Consider the following 22,475-nt stretch of genomic DNA (forward strand, 5'->3'; position numbering starts at 1 on the left):
GAAAACGTGAAAATAAAGAAAACGATTGCAATTCCTATTGAAAAACAGATATATTTTTGATAAAATGCTTTGTATGAAAACTTTATTTGACGTGCAGCAACTGTTAAAACGGTTCGGCATTTTTGTCTATATCGGTAAACGTCTTTATGATATAGAGGTCATGAAACTTGAACTTGAGAAATTGTATGAAAATGGGTTGATTGACAAGGCTGACTACCTGAATGCAGAATTAATTTTGCGTCGCGAGCACCGTTTAGAAATGGAGAAAGAAACTAATGACTAAAAAACTTTTAGGGATTGACCTAGGTGGAACAACGATTAAATTCGGTATCCTAACTCTTGAAGGTGAAGTTCAAGAAAAATGGGCAATCGATACAAATACACTTGAAGATGGTAAACACATCGTTCCTGATATTGTTGAATCAATCAAACACCGCTTGAACCTTTATGGTTTGACAAAAGATGATTTTGTAGGTATCGGTATGGGTTCACCAGGTGCTGTTGACCGTGAAAACAAAACTGTTACAGGTGCCTTCAACTTGAACTGGGCACATACTGAAGAAGTTGGTTCAGTTATCGAACGTGAACTCGGTATTCCATTTGCTATCGATAACGATGCTAACGTTGCCGCACTTGGTGAACGTTGGACAGGTGCTGGTGCTAACAACCCTGATGTTGTTTTCGTAACACTTGGAACTGGTGTTGGTGGTGGTGTTATCGCTGACGGTAACCTTATCCACGGTGTTGCTGGTGCTGGTGGAGAAATTGGTCACATGAATGTTGAACCAGTTGACGGATTCGAATGTACATGTGGTAACAAAGGTTGTCTTGAAACAGTTGCTTCAGCAACAGGTGTTGTCCGTGTAGCTCGTCACTTGGCTGAAGAATATGAAGGTGATTCAAAAATTAAAGCAGCTATTGACAATGGTGATGTTGTAACAAGTAAAGATATCTTTGTAGCTGCTGAAGCTGGTGATCACTTCGCAGATTCAGTTGTTGAAAAAGTTGGTTTCTACCTTGGACAAGCAACTGCTAACATCGCAAACATCTTGAACCCAGATTCAGTTGTTATCGGTGGTGGTGTATCTGCTGCAGGTGAATTCTTGCGTAGCCGTGTTGAAAAATACTTCGTTACTTACGCATTCCCACAAGTTCGTAAAACAACTAAAGTGAAAATCGCTGAACTTGGTAACGATGCAGGTATCATCGGTGCTGCAAGTCTTGCAAGTCAATTCGTAGATTAATAAGAGGCAAAAAATGAACTGGATAGTTTTTCTAATTGCTCTAGTCGTTATCGTTGGGTGGTTCGCATGGACATACATTAGTGTACGTCGCGCAGCAAAATTCATTGATAACGCGGAGTTTGAAAGCATGATTCACACTAGTCAATTAATTGACGTTCGTGAAGTAGCTGCTTTTAAAACAAAACATATTATGGGAGCACGTAATCTCCCAGCTAGTCAAATTCAAATGTCATATTCAGCTATTCGTAAAGATAAACCAGTTCTTTTATACGACAGCAGTAGAAGTACTGCTCTTCCACGTGTTATAAAAACACTTAAAAAAGCTGGTTACACAAATCTTTACGTCCTTAAAGACGGCTTTGATTACTGGACTGGTAAAATTAAAGAAGGTTAATAAAAGGAAAGTCTTCGGACTTTCTTTTTTCTTGTCTAAAAAGGAACATTTATGAGCTTTTAATGAATATTTTATAGTAAAAACTAATTCTGAAAACATTTACACAGCTTTTGACGATGTTTTTTCAGGCGAAATATGATATAATTCAAAAGTTAGAATAAATTAAAAATAAATCGAGGAATCATGACTAAATTAAGAGAAGATATTCGTAACGTGGCGATTATCGCCCACGTTGACCACGGGAAAACAACCCTTGTTGATGAATTATTGAAACAATCACACACACTTGACGAACGTAAAGAATTGCAAGAACGTGCAATGGACTCAAACGATCTTGAAAAAGAACGCGGAATTACAATCCTTGCTAAAAACACTGCAGTTGCTTACAACGGTGTTCGTATCAATATCATGGACACACCAGGACACGCGGACTTCGGTGGAGAAGTTGAACGTATCATGAAAATGGTTGACGGTGTTGTTCTTGTTGTCGATGCTTACGAAGGTACTATGCCTCAAACACGTTTCGTGTTGAAAAAAGCTCTTGAACAAAACTTGACACCAATCGTTGTTGTTAACAAAATTGATAAACCATCAGCTCGTCCAGCAGAAGTTGTTGACGAAGTTCTTGAACTCTTCATCGAACTTGGTGCAGATGATGATCAATTAGAATTCCCAGTTGTTTACGCATCAGCTATCAACGGTACTTCATCACTTTCTGATGATCCAGCTGATCAAGAACACACAATGGCTCCAGTCTTTGATATAATCATTGACCATATTCCAGCTCCAGTTGATAACTCAGAAGAACCACTTCAATTCCAAGTGTCACTTCTTGACTATAACGACTTCGTTGGACGTATCGGTATCGGACGTATCTTCCGCGGTACTGTTAAAGTTGGTGACCAAGTTACACTTTCTAAACTTGATGGCTCAACTAAAAACTTCCGTGTTACTAAATTGTTTGGTTTCTTCGGACTTGAACGTCGTGAAATCCAAGAAGCTAAAGCTGGTGATTTGATTGCTATCTCAGGTATGGAAGATATCTTCGTTGGTGAAACAATCACTCCGACTGATTGTGTTGAACCACTTCCAATCCTTCACATTGATGAACCAACTCTTCAAATGACATTCTTGGCAAATAACTCACCATTTGCTGGTCGTGAAGGTAAATACGTTACATCTCGTAAAGTTGAAGAACGTTTGCTTGCTGAATTGCAAACTGACGTATCACTTCGTGTTGAAGCAACTGATTCACCTGATAAATGGACTGTTTCAGGTCGTGGTGAATTGCACTTGTCAATCCTTATCGAAACAATGCGTCGTGAAGGATATGAACTTCAAGTATCACGTCCAGAAGTTATCGTTAAAGAAATCGATGGCGTGAAATGCGAACCATTCGAACGTGTTCAAATCGATACACCAGAAGAATATCAAGGTGCTGTTATCCAATCATTGTCAGAACGTAAAGGTGAAATGCTTGATATGCAATCGACTGGTAATGGTCAAACACGTCTTGTCTTCTTGGCACCAGCTCGTGGACTTATCGGTTACCCAACTGAGTTCCTTTCAATGACTCACGGTTACGGTATCATGAACCACACATTCGATCAATACATGCCAGTAATCAATGCTGAAATCGGTGGACGTCGTCGTGGTGCTCTTGTATCTATCGATACAGGTAAAGCAACAACATACTCAATCATGTCTGTTGAAGAACGTGGTACAATCTTCGTTAACCCAGGTACTGAAGTATACGAAGGTATGATTATCGGTGAAAACTCACGTGAAAACGATTTGACAGTTAATATCACTAAAGCTAAACAAATGACAAACGTTCGTTCAGCTACGAAAGACCAAACTGCTGTTATCAAAACTCCACGTATCTTGACTCTTGAAGAATCACTTGAATTCTTGAATGATGATGAATACATGGAAGTTACACCAGAATCAATCCGCTTGCGTAAACAAATTCTTGATAAAAACTTGCGCGCTAAAGCAGCTAAAAAGAAAAAATCAGCTGAAGAGTAAAATAGTCTGCTAGACTATTTTAGTTCCAAACTTAAAATAAACTCGGAAAACAATACACATAAATTTGAATTGTAGGAAGGAATCATGAAATGTTTTATTTAATTATTGCAATCTTAATTATTTCATATTATATTTTCATGGCTCCTAAAACAATTCGTAATACCCTTGGAATGATTGGCTTGGTTGGCTTAGTAGCTATGCTACTTGTATTAGCGGTAATGAGCTTTGTTAGAATCATGCAATCACCACCAGAAATTTTTCTTGCACTTGCTATGGTTGCCTTGGGATTTTTCGCATTAAGGGACGTCTATCGCTTACCTGTTAAGAAAAATGAAAAGAAGCAATATAGCGAAAGAGGCTGAGTATTTACTCAGCTTTTTTTGTCATAAACACTCTATCAGACATTGCGACACTAAGATTGTCTTAAATGCCGTAGAATGATTGAAAAACACCTTAAATAAAGGTAGAATAATATTATATTTGCAATGTTAGAATGGATATATTATGAAAAAAATTGAAACATTTGAAAATAAAAAAGTCTTAGTTCTTGGTTTAGCAAAATCTGGAGAAGCTGCAGCGCGACTCCTTGAAAAATTGGGTGCCATTGTTACCGTTAATGACGGTAAACCATTTGATGAAAATCCAGCTGCACAATCACTTCTTGAAGAAGGAATTAAAGTTATTTGCGGTAGCCACCCATTGGAACTTTTGGATGAAAATTTCGAATTAATGGTTAAAAACCCAGGTATTCGTTACGACAATCCGATGGTAGCTCGTGCGATTGAAAAAAATATTCCGGTCAACACAGAAGTTGAATTAGCTTATATGATTTCTGATGCTCCAATTATTGGGATTACAGGTTCAAATGGTAAAACAACGACAACAACAATGATTGCTGAAACACTTAATAATGGCGGTAAATCAGGTCTTCTTTCTGGAAATATTGGTTTTCCTGCTTCTGAAGTGGCTCAAACAGCGACAGATAAAGATACTTTGGTTATGGAATTGTCTTCTTTCCAATTAATGGGAACTGATACTTTCCACCCACATATCGCTGTTATCACGAACCTTATGCCAACTCATATTGATTATCACGGTACTTTTGAAGACTACGTTGCAGCAAAATGGAATATTCAAAAGAATATGACTGCTGATGATTTTGTAGTGCTTAATTTTAACCAAGATTTGGCAAAAGAATTGGCTCAAAAAACAGCAGCGCAAGTTGTACCATTTTCTACAACTGAAAAAGTTGATGGTGCATACCTTGATGGCGATACTTTGTACTTTAAAGGCGAAGCCATTATGAAAGCCTCAGAAATCGGTGTTCCTGGTAGCCACAATGTTGAAAATGCTTTAGCAACAATCGCAGTAGCTAAATTATCAGGAATTGCAAATGATGCTATTAAAGAAACATTAGCTCACTTTGGAGGTGTTAAGCACCGACTTCAAGCACTTGGTGAAGTTAATGGTATTAAGTTCTACAACGATTCTAAATCAACTAACATTCTAGCTACTCAAAAAGCTCTTTCTGGTTTTGATAATTCAAAAGTAATTTTGATTGCTGGTGGTCTTGATCGCGGAAATGAATTTGATGAACTTGTTCCAGATATTACTGGTGTTAAATTAATGGTTATTCTTGGTGAATCAGCACCACGCGTGAAACGTGCGGCAGATAAAGCTAATGTTCCTTATGTCGATGCTAAAGATGTTGCTGATGCAGCTCGTATTGCTTATGGTAAAGCTGAAGCTGGTGATGTCGTTCTTCTAAGTCCAGCTAATGCAAGTTGGGATATGTACAAGAGCTTTGAAGTTCGTGGTGATGAATTCATCGCAACTTTTGAAGCCATTAAAGGAGAATAAGCATGGCTAAGAAAATTGTCTTTACCGGTGGTGGTACCGTAGGTCATGTTACTTTGAATTTGATTCTTATCCCGAAATTCATCAAAGATGGTTGGGAAGTTCACTATATCGGTGATAAACACGGAATCGAGCATGAACAAATTGAGAAATCAGGTTTAGATGTCACTTTCCATTCTATTGCAACAGGAAAACTAAGACGTTATTTCTCATGGCAAAATATGCTTGATGTGTTTAAAGTTTCATTTGGTATTCTTCAATCAATTGCTATTATTGCTAAAATTCGTCCACAAGCCCTTTTCTCAAAAGGTGGCTTTGTATCAGTCCCACCAGTTATTGCGGCAAAAACACTAGGTGTTCCTGTTTTTGTTCATGAATCTGACTTATCAATGGGACTTGCTAATAAAATCGCTTATAAATTTGCGACTACAATGTACACAACATTTGAACAAGCTGAAGGCTTGGTGAAAGCAAAACATGTTGGTGCGATTACAAAAGTTGGTAGTAAAGTTGCTTATGATGAAAGCAAAATTGAAGATATTAAAAAACACTTTAACCCTGACTTGAAAACACTTCTTTTCATCGGTGGTTCTGCGGGGGCACGTGTTTTTAATGACTTTATTACAAATACCCCTGAATTGGTTGAACACTACAATGTTATCAATATTTCAGGAGATAAAAGTTTAAACGGATTGAGTCAAAATCTCTATCGAGTTGATTATGTCACAGACCTTTATCAGCCTTTGATGGACATGGCAGATGCTGTTGTGACACGCGGTGGTTCAAATACTATTTTTGAGTTGGTTGCCATGAATAAATTACACTTGATTGTGCCTCTTGGAAAAGAAGCTAGTCGAGGAGACCAACTGGAAAATGCTGCTTATTTTGAGAAAAAAGGCTATGCTCGCCAACTTTCTGAAGACAAGCTAACATTTTCAAACTTAGAAGAAGAGTTAACACAACTTTTTGAACAAGAAAATAGCTATCACACACAAATGAAAAATTCCACTGAAATCAAGTCACAAGAAGAGTTTTATGATCTGCTTAAGCAAGATATTTCTAAGACTGCAAAAAGGAATTTAAATGACAAAAAAGAAAGAGCCTAAAAAAAGTCAAAAAGCTAAATCAGAAAAAAAATCAGCTTTGACGGAATGGCAAAAACGTAATATTGAGTTTCTAAAGAAAAAAGAAGCTGAAAAAGCGGAAAAGAAAAAACGCCAAGAAAAATTACGCTTAGAGCGCAAGCCGAAAGCAATAGATACTGATACCAAAGCTGAAAAAGTCGAAGAAAAAGCTTTGACTGCAGAAGAAAAGAAAAAGGCTAAAGAAGCTAAAAAAGAAGAAGCTAGAAAAGCCAAAGAGGCTAAAAAATTACAAAAACTGGAAGCCAAAAAAGAGAAAACACCTCTTCAAAAAGCGATTCATCATGCGCTACCAGTTATCATCACTTCAGCCGTGCTTTTGTTGGTATCAATTTTTTTGGTAACGCCGTTTAGTAAAAAGAAAATCATTACTGTTACAGGGGCGTCTACTATCAGTCAAGAAGAAGTCATTAAAGACTCAGGAATCAAACCATCTAATTACCTCTTCTCATTGATTTTCCACCATTCGGCTTATGAAAAGAATATTATCACTAAAAATAAAATGGTGAAAAGTGCTAGTTTTGCTTATCGTTTTCCAAATAAGCTAAACATAGATGTCAAAGAGTATAATATTATTGCCTATGCTCAGACCGACGATGGTTACCAACCAATCCTTGAAAATGGGACACGAATCGGTCTTGTAGGGGCTTCTGAATTACCAGATAGTTTCCTAACGATTAATCTATCATCAGAAAAAGATATTCAAAAACTAGTCAAAGCTTTTTCAAAGTTGGACAAAGATTTGGTTAATCAAATTCAAATTGTTAGTTCAGCTGATTCTGCGACAACATCAGACTTGCTGAAATTGGAGATGCATGACGGAAATGTCATTCGTGTTCCTCTGTCTGAACTGACTAAAAAATTGCCTTATTATTTAAAAATTAAGGATAGTTTACCTGAAAATAGTATCGTCGATATGGAAGTCGGAATTTATGCAACTTCTGAGTCTATTGAAGCATCTGTTGCAGCAGACAAAGAAAAAGCTAAAAATGAAAATAAATCAGAATCGGATGCTAAAACTGATGAAGAACAAGCCTCTCAAACGGAATCAACTGAGGATGTGACAGCAACTGAGTCAACCGAGGCTGAAAGCGGTGAAAATCAATCCTCTGAAGCAAGTAACGAAGAGCAGGCAGATAACAATCAAGCAGCTGAACAAGCAGCTCAACAATAAAATTAAGTTTATATAACAAAAAACGTAAAATGATAACATTTTACGTTTTTTTATGATATAATATTTTCTGAATAATTCTGATTTTATGCAGATTTTAGAATAGTAAATGATTGGAAAGATAGTGAGGTCGAGTGAATGGCTAGAAATGGCTTTTTTACAGGATTGGATATAGGAACAAGCTCGATTAAAGTTCTAGTAGCAGAATTTGTTTCTGGCGAAATGAACGTGATTGGTGTGAGTAACGTTCCCAGTACGGGAGTAAAAGACGGTATTATTATAGATATTGAAGCAGCTGCAGAAGCAATCAAAACAGCGGTTGAACAAGCAGAAGAGAAAGCTGGAATGACAATTGATAAGATTAATGTTGGTCTTCCTGCAAACTTGCTTCAAATTGAACCGACTCAAGGTATGATTCCGGTTCCTAGTGAATCAAAAGAAATTAAAGATGAAGATGTTGATAGCGTCGTTAAATCAGCATTAACAAAGAGCATTACTCCGGAACGAGAAGTAATCTCTTTGATTCCAGAAGAATTCATTGTTGATGGTTTCCAAGGCATTCGTGATCCACGCGGTATGATGGGGATTCGTTTGGAAATGCGTGGCTTGATTTATACTGGACCAACAACAATTCTTCATAACCTTCGTAAAACGGTAGAACGTGCTGGAATCAGTGTTGAAAATGTTATTATTTCACCACTTGCTTTGGCAAAATCAGTACTTAACGAAGGTGAACGTGAATTTGGTGCTACTGTGATTGATATGGGTGGCGGTCAAACAACCGTTGCTTCTATGCGAGCACAAGAATTACAATATACAAACATCTACCCAGAAGGTGGCGAATATGTCACTAAAGACATTTCAAAAGTCTTGAAAACTTCTATGGAAATTGCTGAAGCCCTTAAATTTAACTTTGGTCAAGCAAACTTAGAAGAAGCAAGCCTTTCAGAAACAGTTCAAGTTGATGTTGTTGGTAGCGAGTCACCTATTTCAGTTAGTGAGCGCTACTTGTCAGAAATCATTTCTGCACGTGTTCGTCACATTCTAGATCGTGTTAAACAAGATTTGGAACGTGGACGTCTACTTGATCTACCTGGAGGAATTATCCTTGTTGGTGGTGGAGCAATCATGCCAGGTGTGGTTGAAGTTGCTCAAGAAATCTTTGGAACAACTGTCAAACTACATGTTCCAAATCAAGTTGGTATCCGTAACCCAATGTTTGCTAACGTTATTAGCTTAGTTGAATACGTTGGTACAATGAGCGAAGTTGATGTTATTGCTCAACGCGCGGTTTCTGGTGAAGAATTACTTCGTCGCAAACCAGTTGATTTCGAACCACAACCACAAGTACAACCACGAGTAATGTATAACAATGAACCAGCTGTATCTGTTAACGAAAACATGGTACCACAACCTGCTCCGGTTCAACCTGTACAAAGACACGAAGAACCAAAATCAAAATTCAGTGAACGTGTCCGTGGTATTTTCGGAAGTATGTTTGACTAAACAATAAGTGAGGAATAAAAATGGCATTTTCATTTGACACAGCATCAGTACAAGGTGCAGTTATTAAAGTTATTGGTGTCGGTGGTGGCGGAGGTAACGCCATCAACCGTATGATTGATGAAGGTGTTGCTGGTGTTGAGTTTATCGCAGCAAACACTGATATCCAAGCATTGAGCTCTTCAAAAGCTGAAACTGTTATTCAGTTAGGCCCTAAATTGACTCGTGGACTCGGTGCTGGAGGACAACCTGAGGTTGGTCGTAAAGCTGCTGAAGAAAGCGAAGAAGTATTGACTGAAGCTCTTACAGGAGCTGATATGGTCTTCATCACTGCAGGTATGGGTGGTGGATCTGGTACAGGTGCTGCACCAGTTATCGCACGTATCGCAAAAAGCCTTGGAGCTCTTACAGTTGCAGTTGTAACACGTCCATTCGGTTTTGAAGGTAACAAACGTGGAAACTTTGCAGCAGAAGGTATTCAAGAACTTCGTGAACAAGTTGATACTTTGCTTATCATCTCAAATAACAACCTTCTTGAAATCGTTGATAAGAAAACTCCACTTCTTGAAGCTCTTAGCGAAGCAGATAACGTTCTTCGCCAAGGTGTTCAAGGTATCACTGACTTGATTACAAATCCAGGTCTTATCAACCTTGACTTTGCCGATGTTAAAACAGTTATGGCTAACAAAGGTAACGCTCTTATGGGTATCGGTATTGGTTCTGGTGAAGAACGTATTACTGAAGCTGCTCGTAAAGCAATCTTCTCTCCACTTCTTGAAACAACAATCGATGGTGCTGAAGATGTTATCGTTAACGTAACTGGTGGTCTTGATATGACTCTTACTGAAGCAGAAGAAGCTTCTGAAATCATCAGCCAAGCAGCTGGTAAAGGCGTTAACATTTGGCTTGGTACATCAATTGATGACACAATGAAAGATGAAATCCGTGTTACTGTAGTTGCTACAGGTGTTCATCAAGATCGTGCTGAACAAGCAGCTGGTTTCCGTACACAACCAACTCGTTCATTTGCTAAAAACAATGCCCAACAAGCAGCTGGTGCACAATATGCTTCAGAACGTGCTCAACAACCAAGTCAAACTACATTTGAACGTCGTTCAAACTTTGACTATGATATGAGCGAAAATCATACAATGCCAGCTCCGCAACAACCAACAGCTAACCAATCACAACAAAAAGATAATTCATTTGGAAATTGGGATCTTCGTCGCGATAACATTGCACGTCCAACTGAAGGTGAGTTAGATAGTAAATTAACTATGTCAACATTTACAGCAAACGAAGATGCTGACGATGAACTTGAAACACCACCATTCTTTAAAAATCGTTAATGACCGATTTTCAAAAAAATAAAGACCTTGTTTTTGAACAGGTTGCGCAAGCAACAAAAGCAGCCAATCGTTCACAAGAAAGTGTCAAAATTATTGCTGTGACGAAGTATGTTGATAGTGGTGTTGCTGCTCGTCTTATTGACACAGGTATTGAACATATTGGTGAAAATAGGGTCGATATGTTTCTGGATAAGTATGAAGCGTTAAAAGATAGAAATTTAACATGGCACCTGATTGGTACACTTCAGCGTCGTAAAGTAAAAAATGTAATTAATTATGTTGATTACTTTCACGCTTTAGATTCTGTTAAATTAGCTGCTGAAATCCAGAAAAGAGCAGAGCATCCCATTAAATGCTTCCTACAGATTAATATTTCCGAAGAAGAGAGCAAACATGGCTTTAAAGTTTCAGAAATTGATGAAGCTTTAGCTGAAATCTCTGACTTTGATAAAGTGGAAATTGTAGGATTGATGACGATGGCGCCTAAGAATGCCTCTGAAGGTGAAATTGATGACATTTTTGGAAAAGCCGATCAGCTTAGACAAGAATTGCATGCACGACAATTACCTCATATGCCTTTTACAGAATTAAGTATGGGGATGAGTGGTGATTTCCCAATTGCTATTCGCAATGGGGCAACTTTTGTCAGAATTGGTTCATCATTCTTTAAATAACGGGAGAAAAACATGGCTTTTAAAGATAAATTTGACAAACTAATCTCTTATTTCGATACTGATGAGGTAAGTGATGTTGAAGAAACTGTTGAAGAAGAGGTTCAACAGCCTCGTATTCAACAGCAAGTTGAGGCAAAGCCACAGCAAGCACCTAGACGAGCAGAGCAGCCGTATGCATCTGCACGTGCTCAGCAAGTTCAAGCTGGTGGAGCAGTTCGCCAACGTGTGCAGCCTCAACAAAGACGTGCAGTTGATGAGAATCCGCACGTTCACTCATTGAATCAACGTCGTGAAGAACAATTGCAAGTTCGTAACAATCAAACAACAACAACTATTGCTTTGAAATATCCACGCAAATATGAGGATGCTCAAGAAATTGTTGATTTGTTGATTGTTAACGAATGTGTTTTGATTGATTTCCAATATATGCTTGATGCACAAGCACGTCGTTGTCTTGATTTTATTGATGGTGCAAGTAAAGTTCTTTATGGAAGTCTTCAAAAAGTTGGTAGTTCAATGTATTTGTTGACACCATCAAATGTCATCGTTAATCTCGAAGAACTTCCAATCCCAAATGGGGGACAAGATGTCGGATTCGACTTTGACATGAAGAGACGCTAATATATGATTTTTGTATTAATTGTACTATTAAAAACCATTCAATTTTACTCTTATCTGCTAATTGCGTATGCGCTCCTATCATGGTTTCCAGGCGCGTACAACACGGGTTTAGGTCGTTTGCTGGTTCAAGTCGTTGAGCCAGTCATTAAACCTTTCCAACGTTTAAATCTTCAATTTATGGGATTGGACTTTACGATTTGGGCCGTGGTTATAGCCTTAAATCTATTGAGTCGCTTTCTTATCATGTTATTAATTCGATGAAAAAAGGAATTTATCAACATTTTCGACCAGACGAGTATGAATTCATTGAAAAAATGGACGATATCGCTCAGAGGGTAGAAGAGACATACGCTTATTCATTAACAGATTTTCTAAATCCTCGACAAGTTGACATTGCTAAAAGTGTTTTTGGAAATCGAGGTTTGCGATACTTTGTGTCCAGTGATTATTATCCTGCAGAGTACGCACGTATACTAGTTGCCCCTGAATACTATGAGTTGAATTTGGAAGATTTTGAATTAGCACTGCTAGAAGTGAATTACAATTCAAAATTTAATCAATTGACTCATGTTCAAATAATGGGAACTTTACTTAATAAGCTTGGAGTTAAGCGAACGATTATTGGAGATATTTTAGTTGAACCAGGCTATGCACAGCTCTTAGTTACTAAAAATATGGTTGATTATTTTAGAGCTAATGTGACTAAAATCGCAAAGGCAAGTGTAAGTTTAAAAGAAATTTCACTTGATAATTTGATTGCTGGTGAAAAAGAATCACATCAACTAGATATTATGGTTTCAAGTATGCGTTTGGATAAAGTTCTAGCAACAGTTTTGAAGCTTTCGCGAAGTCAAGCGATTCAGCTTATTAACGCTGAGAAGGTAAAACTTAATTATCAAACACTTGATAGACCTTCAGAAATGCTTCAAATTGGAGATTTGATTAGTGTTAGAGGATTTGGTCGTTTTTCAATTCTAAGTGAGAATGGGCTTACCAAGAATGGAAAATATAAATTGACCGTAGATAAGATGATACACAAATAAGGAGAAATCAATGGCACTTACAGCACTTGATATTAAAGATAAAACATTTAAATTAAAATTTCGTGGATATGACGAAGAAGAAGTTAATGAATTTCTTGATATCGTTGTAGATGACTACGAAGACTTGGTTCGTCGTAACCATGAACAAGAAAACAGAATCAAAGATTTGGAAGATAAGCTTGCTTACTTCGATGAAATGAAAGAATCATTGAGTCAATCTGTTATCCTTGCTCAAGAAACTGCTGAAAAAGTTAAAACTTCAGCTAATGATGAAGCTGCTAACCTTGTTAGCAAAGCAAACTACGATGCGCAACATCTTATTGATGAAGCTAAATCTAAAGCAAATCAAATTTTGCGTGATGCTACAGATGAAGCAAAACGTGTTGCTGTTGAAACTGAAGATTTGAAACGTCAAACACGTGTCTTCCATCAACGTTTGGTTGCTGCTATCGAAGGCCAACTTGGTTTGACAAATTCACCAGAATGGACAGAATTGTTGCAACCAACTGCTGTTTACCTTCAAAATTCTGATGCAGCTTTCCGTGAAGTCGTTGAAAAAGTTTTGGAAGAAGAAATGCCTGAAACTGATGACGAAATGTCAATGGATGCTACACGTCAATTCACTCCAGAAGAAATGGAAGAATTGCAACGTCGTGTTGAAGCAGGAAACAAACACCTTGAAGAAACTCAAAAACTTCCTGTTATTGATGATGCTGATGACATCAATCTTAATGAAACACAAACATTTAAACTAAATATTGAAGAATAAGAAAAACGCGATTGATATGCTATATTTACAGCGAGCGGGCGATGGTGCGAGGCCGGCAATCACTGGGATATCAGTTATCCTTTTCTAAAATTTTATCTGAACAAAGTAGGATAAAAGGGATAAACTCACCTTACGGGTTACAGAGGGAAATTTAGATTTCTACCCTATTATTTAGTGTAGCTAAATTTCTAAACTAAGGTGGTACCACGAGCTTTCGTCCTTACTGAGGCGAAAGCTCGTTTTGTTTTACCGCTTGAAATTTGTCATTTTTCTGTCCATGATGATTAGTCATAGGCAGTTGAATATTATTTACTATAAGGAGTAGTCATGAAATTAAAAGAAACGCTTAATCTTGGAAAAACTGCTTTTCCAATGCGTGCTGGACTCCCAAACAAAGAGCCTAAATGGCAAAAAGAATGGGAAGAAGCAGACATCTATGCTAAACGTCAACAATTAAACGAAGGCAAACCTTCATTCAATCTCCACGATGGACCTCCATATGCCAATGGTAATATCCACGTTGGTCACGCCATGAACAAAATTTCTAAAGACATTATTGTGCGTTCAAAATCAATGTCTGGTTTCCGTGCTCCTTATGTTCCTGGTTGGGATACACATGGACTTCCAATTGAACAAGTATTGGCTAAAAAAGGTGTAAAACGTAAAGAAATTCCTTTGACTGAATACCTTGAAATGTGTCGTGAATACGCTCTTAGTCAAGTAGATAAACAACGTGAAGATTTCAAACGTCTTGGTGTATCTGCGGATTGGGAAAATCCATATGTAACACTTATCCCTGCATATGAAGCGGCACAAATTCGTGTATTTGGTGCAATGGCTGATAAAGGATACATCTACCGTGGTGCAAAACCTGTCTACTGGTCATGGTCATCTGAATCTGCCCTTGCCGAAGCAGAAATTGAATATCACGATATTGATTCAACATCACTTTACTATGCTAACAAAGTTAAAGATGGTAAAGGTGTACTTGATACTGATACATACATCGTTGTTTGGACAACAACTCCATTTACAGTAACAGCTTCACGTGGTTTGACTGTTGGTCCTGATATGGATTATGTTGTTGTTAAACCTGCTAACGATGATCGTAAATTTGTGGTTGCTGAAGCACTTCTTGATAGCCTTGCTGAAAAATTCGGTTGGGAATCATTTGAAGTAGTAGCCAAACACAAAGGTACTGAACTTGAATACATCGTTACAGAACACCCATGGGATACAGAAGTAGATGAACTTGTTATCTTGGGTGATCACGTTACACTTGATTCAGGTACTGGTGTTGTCCACACTGCCCCTGGTTTTGGTGAAGATGACTACAACGTTGGTATTAAATACAATCTTGAAGTTGCCGTTACTGTTGACGAACGCGGTATCATGATGGAAAATGCTGGCCCTGAATTCCAAGGTCAATTCTATGATAAAGTTGTTCCAACTGTTAAAGAAAAACTTGGTGATCTTTTGCTTGCTAGCGAAGTAATCACTCACTCATACCCATTTGACTGGCGTACTAAGAAACCAATCATCTGGCGTGCAGTACCACAATGGTTTGCATCAGTTTCTAAATTCCGTCAAGATATTCTTGATGAAATTGACCGCACAACATTCTATCCAGAATGGGGTCGCACTCGTCTTTACAACATGATTCGTGACCGTGGTGACTGGGTTATCTCACGTCAACGTGCATGGGGTGTGCCACTTCCAATTTTCTATGCTGAAGATGGTACTGCTATCATGACTAAAGAAGTTACTGATCACGTTGCTGATTTGTTCGAAGAATTTGGTTCAATCGTGTGGTGGGAACGCGATGCTAAAGACCTTCTTCCAGAAGGATTTACTCACCCAGGTTCACCAAACGGTGAATTCACTAAAGAAACTGATATCATGGACGTATGGTTCGATTCAGGTTCTTCATGGAATGGCGTTATGAATGCTCGTGAAGGTTTGGAATACCCAGCTGATCTTTACCTTGAAGGTTCTGACCAATACCGTGGTTGGTTCAACTCATCATTAATCACCTCAGTTGCCGTTAACGGACATGCTCCTTACAAAGCAGTGCTTTCTCAAGGATTCGTTCTTGATGGTAAAGGTGAAAAAATGTCTAAATCAAAAGGTAACATCATTTCACCAAACGACGTTGCTAAACAATACGGTGCTGAAATCCTTCGTTTGTGGGTAGCTTCAGTGGATACTGACGCTGACGTTCGTGTTTCTATGGAAATTCTTGGTCAAGTTTCAGAAACTTACCGTAAAATCCGTAACACACTTCGTTTCTTGATTGCTAACACAACTGATTTCAATCCAAATAAAGATGCTGTTGCTTATGAAGATTTGCGTTCAGTTGATAAATACATGACTGTTAAATTCAACCAATTGGTAGCAACAATTCGTAAAGCTTATGAAGACTATGATTTCATGGCTATCTACAAAGCAGTTGTTAACTTCATCACAGTTGATTTGTCAGCCTTCTATCTTGATTTTGCCAAAGATGTTGTCTACATCGAAGCAGCAGACAATATTGCTCGCCGTCAAATGCAAACAGTCTTCTACGATATCTTGGTTAAAATCACTAAATTGTTGACTCCAATTCTTCCACACACAGCTGAAGAAATCTGGTCATACCTTGAATTTGAACCAGAAGAATTTGTTCAATTGTCTGAATTACCAGATGCTGAAGTCTTTGAAGGTCAAGACAATATTCTTGAAGAATGGGATGCCTTCATGACACTTCGTAACCAAGCTCAAAAAGCATTGGAAGAAGCTCGTAATGCTAAAGTTATCGGTAAATCATTGGAAGCTCACTTGACAATTTACGCAGGTGAAGAAGTGAAAACTCTTCTAACAGCGCTTGACAGCGATATTGCTCAATTGTTGATTGTATCACAATTAACTATTACTGATGAAGCAGCACCAGCTGATGCAGTTGCCTTTGATGGTGTAGCCTTTACAGTAGCGCATGCTGAAGGACAAGTTTGTGATCGTTGCCGTCGTGTTGATCCAACAGCTAAAGAACGTTCATACGGTGTTACAATTTGTGATCACTGTGCTGAAATCGTTGAAGCAAACTTCCCAGAAGCAGTTGCAGAAGGTTTTGAAGTTAAAGCAAAATAATATCATAATTTGCATGATAAAAAACGAACTCATATTGAGTTCGTTTTTTGTATGTAAAGAAAATAAAAAATCAGGTTACGAAAACCTGATTAAAGAGCTGTTGGGAAGGAAATTTCAATTAGATTAGCAGTATGTAGTGTTTTTAATTGATCTAATTGAACGGTTGACTTGTCAATTTTGCGTTTGAGGAAAAATTCTCGAATGACTTCAATTTCACTGTCTTTAATAGCACGATACTTGTTTGAAATCAACAGCTCGTAGTGACTTGGTGCTTGTGTGAAAACAACATCGGTATTTCCTGCAGAGTAGGTCTCAACGAGTTTAGCGTCCGTGTTACGAAGCTGGTTACGGACTAGCTCGGAATGACTACTTGTTGTGTTGATTAACCTCATAAATTTCCTCCTATGAACTTTCTACCATTATTATAACACTATTTTAGGTGAAAAACTTAGAATATGAAATTTTAATGATGATTTTTTTTCCAAGCATCAACGCCCCATTTATGGCTGCCTCGTTTTAATTTTACAATAGCATCATCGATTGAAAACCATGCTAAATTGTTAAAATCTTCAAGTGGGTCACCAAGTTTTTCAAAATGAGTTACTTCATAAATGTAAGCTGGATTATAAAAATAAGTATCACGGTGGCGTGAGTAGAAGTACTCATCAGCTTGTCCGTAATAATAACCTAGTTCAGCAGAGAAGCCTAGTTCTTCAATTAATTCTCGTTTTAAAGCTGAAAAATGATCCTCACCTGCCTCGATTTCTCCACCTGGTAGGAACCAAGAGCCGTTAGGGGCTTGAACTAAAATGATTTGGTCTTTAGTTGCATTTGGAATGATGGCATACACTCCGTAGCGTGCTTTGTAGTCAACGTTATCAAGTTTTTCACCAAAAGTTGGATTTGACATAATATTCTCCTGTAAATACGTGTTAGATAGAATGGAGATAACTATTTTAATCTCTAAAAATAGATTCGTAAGAGTGGCTATTGCTGTTATTATACTAAAAAAATTGGTCTTTTGCTAGAAAATTGTCGGAATATTTTGATTTTGATGATTGGATGACTTAAAAAGCCTAGAAGGATATGGCTTCTAGGCTTAATGATTATTATTCCGCTGAGACAGCTTCTTCTTTTTCAACTTTTTTAGCTGATTTGATGACAATCTTACCGTTACTTGTCATTACAGCCTTCAAGTCTTTTTCAGTTGGGTGTTCAAGATAGAAGTCTGTGATAGCATCTTCGATATGATCTTGGATGGTACGACGCAATGGACGAGCTCCCATTTTAGGATCGTAACCGAGATCGACAAGTTTTTCTTTAACTTTATCTGTTACTTCAAGATGAATGTCGTTAGTTGCTAAACGATTATTGACATCGTCAAGCATGAGGTTAACGATATGAAGAAGGTTGTCTTTACTCAATGCTTTGAATTCAATAATACCATCAAAACGGTTCATGAATTCAGGACTGAAGAAGTCACCAAGTTGTCCAAGGACAGAATTAGTACGTCCTTCGCGTGCAGCACCAAAACCAACTGAAGCTTCTGTTTTACCAGTACCAGCATTAGATGTCATGATGATAATAGTATCTTTAAAGCTTACGGTACGTCCTTGACCGTCGGTTAAACGCCCATCATCAAGAACTTGTAAGAACATGTGCATAACATCTGGGTGTGCTTTTTCAACTTCATCAAGAAGGATTAGTGAGTATGGATTACGGCGAACTTTTTCAGTCAATTGACCAGCTTCTTCGTAACCAACATATCCTGGAGGGGCTCCGACAAGTTTAGCAACGGCATGTTTTTCCATGTATTCAGACATGTCAAAGCGAATCATGCTATCTGCTGAGCCGAAAAGTTCAATAGCAAGTTGTTTAGACAATTCTGTTTTACCGACACCAGTAGGACCGACAAATAGGAAAGAACCAATTGGACGGTTTGGTGTACCAAGACCAACACGGTTACGACGGATAGCTTTAGCAATCTTATCGACAGCTTCATCTTGACCAATAACGTGTTCTTTCAAGTCATCAGCAAGGTGAATTAATTGTGATTGTTCTTTTTCTTTCAAATCACCAACTGGGATATTTGTTTTTTCTTCAACGATAGCTTCTATGGTTTTTTCAGTAATCACTGGAATGTCATCTTCGTTGATGGTTTGTTTTTGCATTTCCTTGTATTTAGCGATTTGATCACGGAAATAAGCTGCGCGTTCGTAATCTTCTTCACGAGTGGCTTGAGTTTTTAGATTTTCAGCTTGAACTAAACGTTTGTCAATTTCTTTTGGATCAACAAAGTTCAATGTTAAGTTCATTTTAGAACCTGCTTCATCTAGCAAGTCAATGGCTTTATCTGGAAGGAAGCGGTCTTGAATGTAGCGATTTGACAGATTAGCTGCAGCTTCGATAGCATCGTCGCTGTATTTGACATGGTGGTAATCTTCATATTTCTTTTGAATACCACGAAGAATAGTGATTGTTTCTTCTACGCTTGGTTCGTCAACTTTAACGGGTTGCATACGACGTTCAAGTGCAGCATCTTTTTCGATGATACGGTATTCATTAAGAGTAGTAGCACCGACTAATTGAAGTTCTCCACGAGCAAGAGCTGGTTTCAAAATGTTACCGGCATCCATGTTGCCATCTCCGGCGTTACCAGCACCAACGATTTCATGGATTTCATCGATGAAGAGGATAACATCTTTACGTTCACGGATTTCTTCCATGAGTTTTTGCATGCGTTCTTCGAATTGTCCGCGAATACCAGTGCCTTGAACAAGGCTGACAACGTCAAGACGAATAACTTGTTTATTTTGCAGTTTTTGCGGAACATTTCCGTCAACGATTTTTTGGGCTAAACCTTCAACAACGGCTGTTTTACCAACACCAGGTTCACCAATAAGAACAGGATTATTTTTTGTACGACGGTTAAGAATTTCGATAACACGTACAATCTCAGAGTCGCGTCCGATGACAGGGTCAATATCACCACGACGGGCAATATCAGTGACGTTGATTCCAAATTCTTCTAGTAAACCTTTAGGTTCTTGTTGTTGAGCTGGACCATTAGGACGGAAATTATTGTTTCCATTTCCTCCTCGTCCATTATTTCCATTTCCTCCACCAGCTTGTGTTGGAGGAGTATTTTGAAATCCTTGGCTACCAAATGCTGGGAAGCCGCTGAGATTGTTAAAGAAATCATCAAAAGGATTCGTTGATTGGTTGGTTTGGTTAGAAGAAGATTGAGGATTACCTCCTAATCCTCCTAAGATTGCATTATTTGGGTCAGTTTTCATGATTTGATAGCAGTTTTGGCACAAATCAATTTGTCTTTGCTGCCCATTGACATTTGTATACAGGTGAATGGTAGATTCATTTAAATGACAATTTTGACAGAGCATATAAAATACCCTCCTTTCGTAATGTCTGACTAAAAGACTAAAGGTCAAAGATAGTCAGATTTCATACTTCCATTATAGCACTAGCTATTAGGAAATCAAGTAAAAAGCATTAAAAAATTAGCACTCATATTAAATGAGTGCTAATCCTTTTCAGGGTCAATTTGACTAGCAGCCATAGACCCTATAATAGCTCCAAAGATAAAACCAGAAAAAATGAAGATACTTAAGAAGAGAGGATTGAACAAGATTTCAAGAGGATTTTCACCTTCTTGCCATTTACTAAACATGTTAAAAACAAGCATAAAAATAGCAAAAATTACTCCATTAAGCCATCCTTTTTTCTTAGCTTTTTGACGCTCTTTCTCAAGCTTATCTCTAGGGACTTCAAGAGGTCCCTGTAAGTCTCTATTGGTCAGCGTTGTCATCATAACCATTGGCATGACAAAAATAATGACAAAAGCGTTGCAGTAGAGGTAAATCAGAAGAGGTACGGTTCCTTTATCGCTGAATAAGATTGCTAAGAACGTTGCCAAAAATTCAAAGAGAAGTAAAGAAATAAATAGTTTATTTCCAATTCGGTTAACCTCTTGTTCACGGTATTCGTCCAATTCTCCGTTAATACCGTAGAAACGCTTAATGATTCGTGGCCATAATGGACCTTTACTTTTTTTCATTAATAAATCTCCTAATTCCCATTTGATGTTTAAAGATGGCGAGTTTCCCAAAAAAGCGAATTTAGATCAGTTCCCAATGCTTCAGCAAGTTTGATGCAAAGTTCAAGTGAAGGATTATACTTATTATTTTCAATCAAATTCACGGTTTGTCTTGCGATTCCAATTTGTTTAGCAAGGGCAAGCTGAGAAAGACCTAAGTTTGTTCGAAATTCTTTAACTCGATTCATTTTTCCATCCTATTCATTTTTTAATAGCTAGTATAGTAAAATATATGTGATATGTCAATTATAAATGACACAATAAGAAATAAAATTTATTTTTATTCAAAATAAGCTTGACAAAGTGTATAATTATGCTAGAATTAGGTATATTATTCAAGAAGAAAAGGATGGATTAGCGTATGGTTTTTAATAATTCGTTTTTGAAAGAGATTGATTTTACTAAGGAAGAGCTTGTTAATCTAATTGATTTAGGATTGAAATTTAAAGATTTAAAAAAGAAAAAAATAACTCATAAATATTTAGAAGGTCTCAATATCGCCCTTATTTTTGAAAAGACAAGTACGAGAACACGTTCTGCTTTTACAGTTGCTGGACAAGATTTGGGAATGAATGTGACTTATCTTGGTAGCAGTGAAATTCAACTTGGCAAAAAAGAATCAGTTATTGATACAGCAAAAGTTCTAGGCTCAATGTTTGATGGTATTGAATACCGTGGTTTCAAACAAGAGGATGTGGAAGCTTTGGCAGAATTCTCTGGTGTGCCTGTCTGGAATGGCTTGACTGATACTTGGCATCCAACTCAAATGATTGCTGACTTTATGACATTAAAAGAAGTCTTTGGAAAACTTGAAGGCCTTACTATTGCTTATGTCGGTGATGGACGTAACAACATGGCCAACTCTTTGCTAGTGACGTCAGCTATTCTTGGTGTTAATGTTAAAATTATTGCTCCAAACAGTTTGCAACCTGAAAAAGAAATCATTGAAATTGCCCAACAACACAATAATGGAGCTGAGTTGACCATTACGGATGATCTTGATGCTGTTAAAGGTGTTGATATGTTGTATACAGATGTTTGGGTGTCAATGGGCGAAAAAGTTGATTTTAAAGAACGTATTGATCTTTTGCTACCTTACCAAATTAATGCTGATTTGGTTGAAAAAACAGGAAATCCCGATGTCATTGTCATGCATTGCCTACCAGCTTTCCATGATTTGAATACTGAAATTGGTCAAGAAATTTATGAGAAATATGGTTTAGCTGAACTTGAAATTACTGATGAGGTCTTCCAAAAATACAGCTCAGTTATCTTCCAAGAAGCAGAAAACCGTATGCATTCTATCAAGGCTATCATGTATAATTCTCTTAATGAGATTTAAAGGCGTTCTTTTTTGACGAGAAATTGTTATAAATGTGAGAAAATGCACTCCATTGTTGTTTGTTTAGTAGAAATTATGTTAAAATAGTAAAGACAATA

Annotated in this window: 22 protein-coding genes; 17 read left to right on the plus strand and 5 right to left on the minus strand. The window is 37.6% G+C overall.

All coding sequences use genetic code 11. The features are described 5' to 3' along the window. Positions 1-73 precede the first annotated feature (73 nt). From BLP98_RS03020 to ileS, 16 genes are all read left to right on the plus strand, one after another. Positions 74-283 carry a YqgQ family protein gene (locus BLP98_RS03020; protein ID WP_074482230.1) on the plus strand — a complete coding sequence of 70 codons (210 nt, stop codon included), beginning with the start codon at positions 74-76 and terminating at the stop codon, positions 281-283. After that, a complete protein-coding gene (locus BLP98_RS03025) occupies positions 276-1,244 on the plus strand; it encodes an ROK family glucokinase (RefSeq protein WP_074481853.1) in 969 nt (322 codons plus the stop codon). Before BLP98_RS03020 ends, BLP98_RS03025 begins: the two co-directional genes overlap by 8 nt. Positions 1,245-1,257: 13 nt before the next feature. Continuing rightward, complete coding sequence (locus tag BLP98_RS03030; protein WP_074481854.1) at positions 1,258-1,638, plus strand: rhodanese-like domain-containing protein; 381 nt, start codon at positions 1,258-1,260, stop codon at positions 1,636-1,638. Between the two features lie 183 nt (positions 1,639-1,821). Further along, positions 1,822-3,666, plus strand: coding sequence for a translational GTPase TypA (typA, locus tag BLP98_RS03035; protein WP_074481855.1), 1,845 nt, complete (start codon positions 1,822-1,824; stop codon positions 3,664-3,666). Positions 3,667-3,755: 89 nt separating this feature from the next. After that, positions 3,756-4,028, plus strand: a complete 273-nt coding sequence (locus tag BLP98_RS03040; protein ID WP_074481856.1) for a DUF3165 family protein — start codon at positions 3,756-3,758, stop codon at positions 4,026-4,028. A 142-nt stretch (positions 4,029-4,170) separates the two neighbouring features. Then, a complete protein-coding gene (gene murD / locus BLP98_RS03045) occupies positions 4,171-5,526 on the plus strand; it encodes a UDP-N-acetylmuramoyl-L-alanine--D-glutamate ligase (RefSeq protein ID WP_074481857.1) in 1,356 nt (451 codons plus the stop codon). A gap of 2 nt (positions 5,527-5,528) precedes the next feature. After that, entirely contained in the window at positions 5,529-6,629 is a 1,101-nt protein-coding gene (locus BLP98_RS03050; protein ID WP_074481858.1) for a UDP-N-acetylglucosamine--N-acetylmuramyl-(pentapeptide) pyrophosphoryl-undecaprenol N-acetylglucosamine transferase, read from the plus strand. Next, a complete protein-coding gene (locus BLP98_RS03055; RefSeq protein ID WP_074481859.1) occupies positions 6,607-7,839 on the plus strand; it encodes a cell division protein FtsQ/DivIB in 1,233 nt (410 codons plus the stop codon). The genes BLP98_RS03050 and BLP98_RS03055 overlap by 23 nt, the downstream gene beginning before the upstream one ends. A 135-nt stretch (positions 7,840-7,974) precedes the next feature. Continuing rightward, the gene (gene ftsA / locus BLP98_RS03060; RefSeq protein WP_074481860.1) at positions 7,975-9,342 is read left to right on the plus strand and encodes a cell division protein FtsA; all 1,368 of its coding nucleotides are present in this window, start codon (positions 7,975-7,977) and stop codon (positions 9,340-9,342) included. A 20-nt stretch (positions 9,343-9,362) separates the two neighbouring features. Beyond that, positions 9,363-10,688 (plus strand): cell division protein FtsZ, encoded by a 1,326-nt coding sequence (gene ftsZ, locus BLP98_RS03065; protein WP_074481861.1) that lies wholly within the window; start codon positions 9,363-9,365, stop codon positions 10,686-10,688. Next, positions 10,688-11,362 (plus strand): YggS family pyridoxal phosphate-dependent enzyme, encoded by a 675-nt coding sequence (locus BLP98_RS03070; protein WP_074481862.1) that lies wholly within the window; start codon positions 10,688-10,690, stop codon positions 11,360-11,362. Before ftsZ ends, BLP98_RS03070 begins: the two co-directional genes overlap by 1 nt. 12 nt (positions 11,363-11,374) lie before the next feature. Beyond that, the gene (locus BLP98_RS03075) at positions 11,375-11,983 is read left to right on the plus strand and encodes a cell division protein SepF (RefSeq protein ID WP_074481863.1); all 609 of its coding nucleotides are present in this window, start codon (positions 11,375-11,377) and stop codon (positions 11,981-11,983) included. Positions 11,984-11,986: 3 nt separating this feature from the next. Next, entirely contained in the window at positions 11,987-12,244 is a 258-nt protein-coding gene (locus tag BLP98_RS03080) for a YggT family protein (RefSeq protein ID WP_074481864.1), read from the plus strand. After that, positions 12,241-13,026: a YlmH family RNA-binding protein gene (locus tag BLP98_RS03085; protein ID WP_074481865.1), complete on the plus strand. Its 786-nt coding sequence runs from the start codon at positions 12,241-12,243 to the stop codon at positions 13,024-13,026. Before BLP98_RS03080 ends, BLP98_RS03085 begins: the two co-directional genes overlap by 4 nt. Before the next feature lie 10 nt (positions 13,027-13,036). Next, the gene (locus BLP98_RS03090; RefSeq protein WP_074481866.1) at positions 13,037-13,795 is read left to right on the plus strand and encodes a DivIVA domain-containing protein; all 759 of its coding nucleotides are present in this window, start codon (positions 13,037-13,039) and stop codon (positions 13,793-13,795) included. A 327-nt stretch (positions 13,796-14,122) separates the two neighbouring features. Then, on the plus strand, positions 14,123-16,921 hold the full coding sequence (gene ileS / locus BLP98_RS03095) for an isoleucine--tRNA ligase (RefSeq protein WP_074481867.1): 2,799 nt from the start codon (positions 14,123-14,125) through the stop codon (positions 16,919-16,921). An 89-nt stretch (positions 16,922-17,010) separates the two neighbouring features. Here the strand turns inward: ileS and BLP98_RS03100 are convergent, their stop codons facing one another. The 5 genes from BLP98_RS03100 to BLP98_RS03120 form a co-directional block, all read right to left on the minus strand. Next, positions 17,011-17,313: a DUF1827 family protein gene (locus tag BLP98_RS03100; RefSeq protein WP_074481868.1), complete on the minus strand. Its 303-nt coding sequence runs from the start codon at positions 17,311-17,313 to the stop codon at positions 17,011-17,013. A gap of 71 nt (positions 17,314-17,384) precedes the next feature. Beyond that, on the minus strand, positions 17,385-17,831 hold the full coding sequence (locus BLP98_RS03105) for an NUDIX hydrolase (RefSeq protein WP_074481869.1): 447 nt from the start codon (positions 17,829-17,831) through the stop codon (positions 17,385-17,387). Positions 17,832-18,030: 199 nt separating this feature from the next. After that, on the minus strand, positions 18,031-20,322 hold the full coding sequence (locus BLP98_RS03110) for an ATP-dependent Clp protease ATP-binding subunit (RefSeq protein ID WP_074481870.1): 2,292 nt from the start codon (positions 20,320-20,322) through the stop codon (positions 18,031-18,033). Positions 20,323-20,462: 140 nt separating this feature from the next. After that, on the minus strand, positions 20,463-20,996 hold the full coding sequence (locus BLP98_RS03115; RefSeq protein WP_074481871.1) for a DUF3278 domain-containing protein: 534 nt from the start codon (positions 20,994-20,996) through the stop codon (positions 20,463-20,465). 29 nt (positions 20,997-21,025) lie between these two features. Beyond that, on the minus strand, positions 21,026-21,223 hold the full coding sequence (locus BLP98_RS03120; protein ID WP_074481872.1) for a helix-turn-helix transcriptional regulator: 198 nt from the start codon (positions 21,221-21,223) through the stop codon (positions 21,026-21,028). Positions 21,224-21,396: 173 nt separating this feature from the next. Between BLP98_RS03120 and argF the strand changes: the two genes are divergently transcribed. Further along, positions 21,397-22,377 (plus strand): ornithine carbamoyltransferase, encoded by a 981-nt coding sequence (argF, locus tag BLP98_RS03125; RefSeq protein WP_074481873.1) that lies wholly within the window; start codon positions 21,397-21,399, stop codon positions 22,375-22,377. Positions 22,378-22,475: the final 98 nt, after the last annotated feature.

It is taken from the genome of Streptococcus equinus (genome assembly GCF_900104225.1).
In the GTDB taxonomy this organism is placed as follows: Bacteria; Bacillota; Bacilli; order Lactobacillales; family Streptococcaceae; genus Streptococcus; species Streptococcus equinus_D.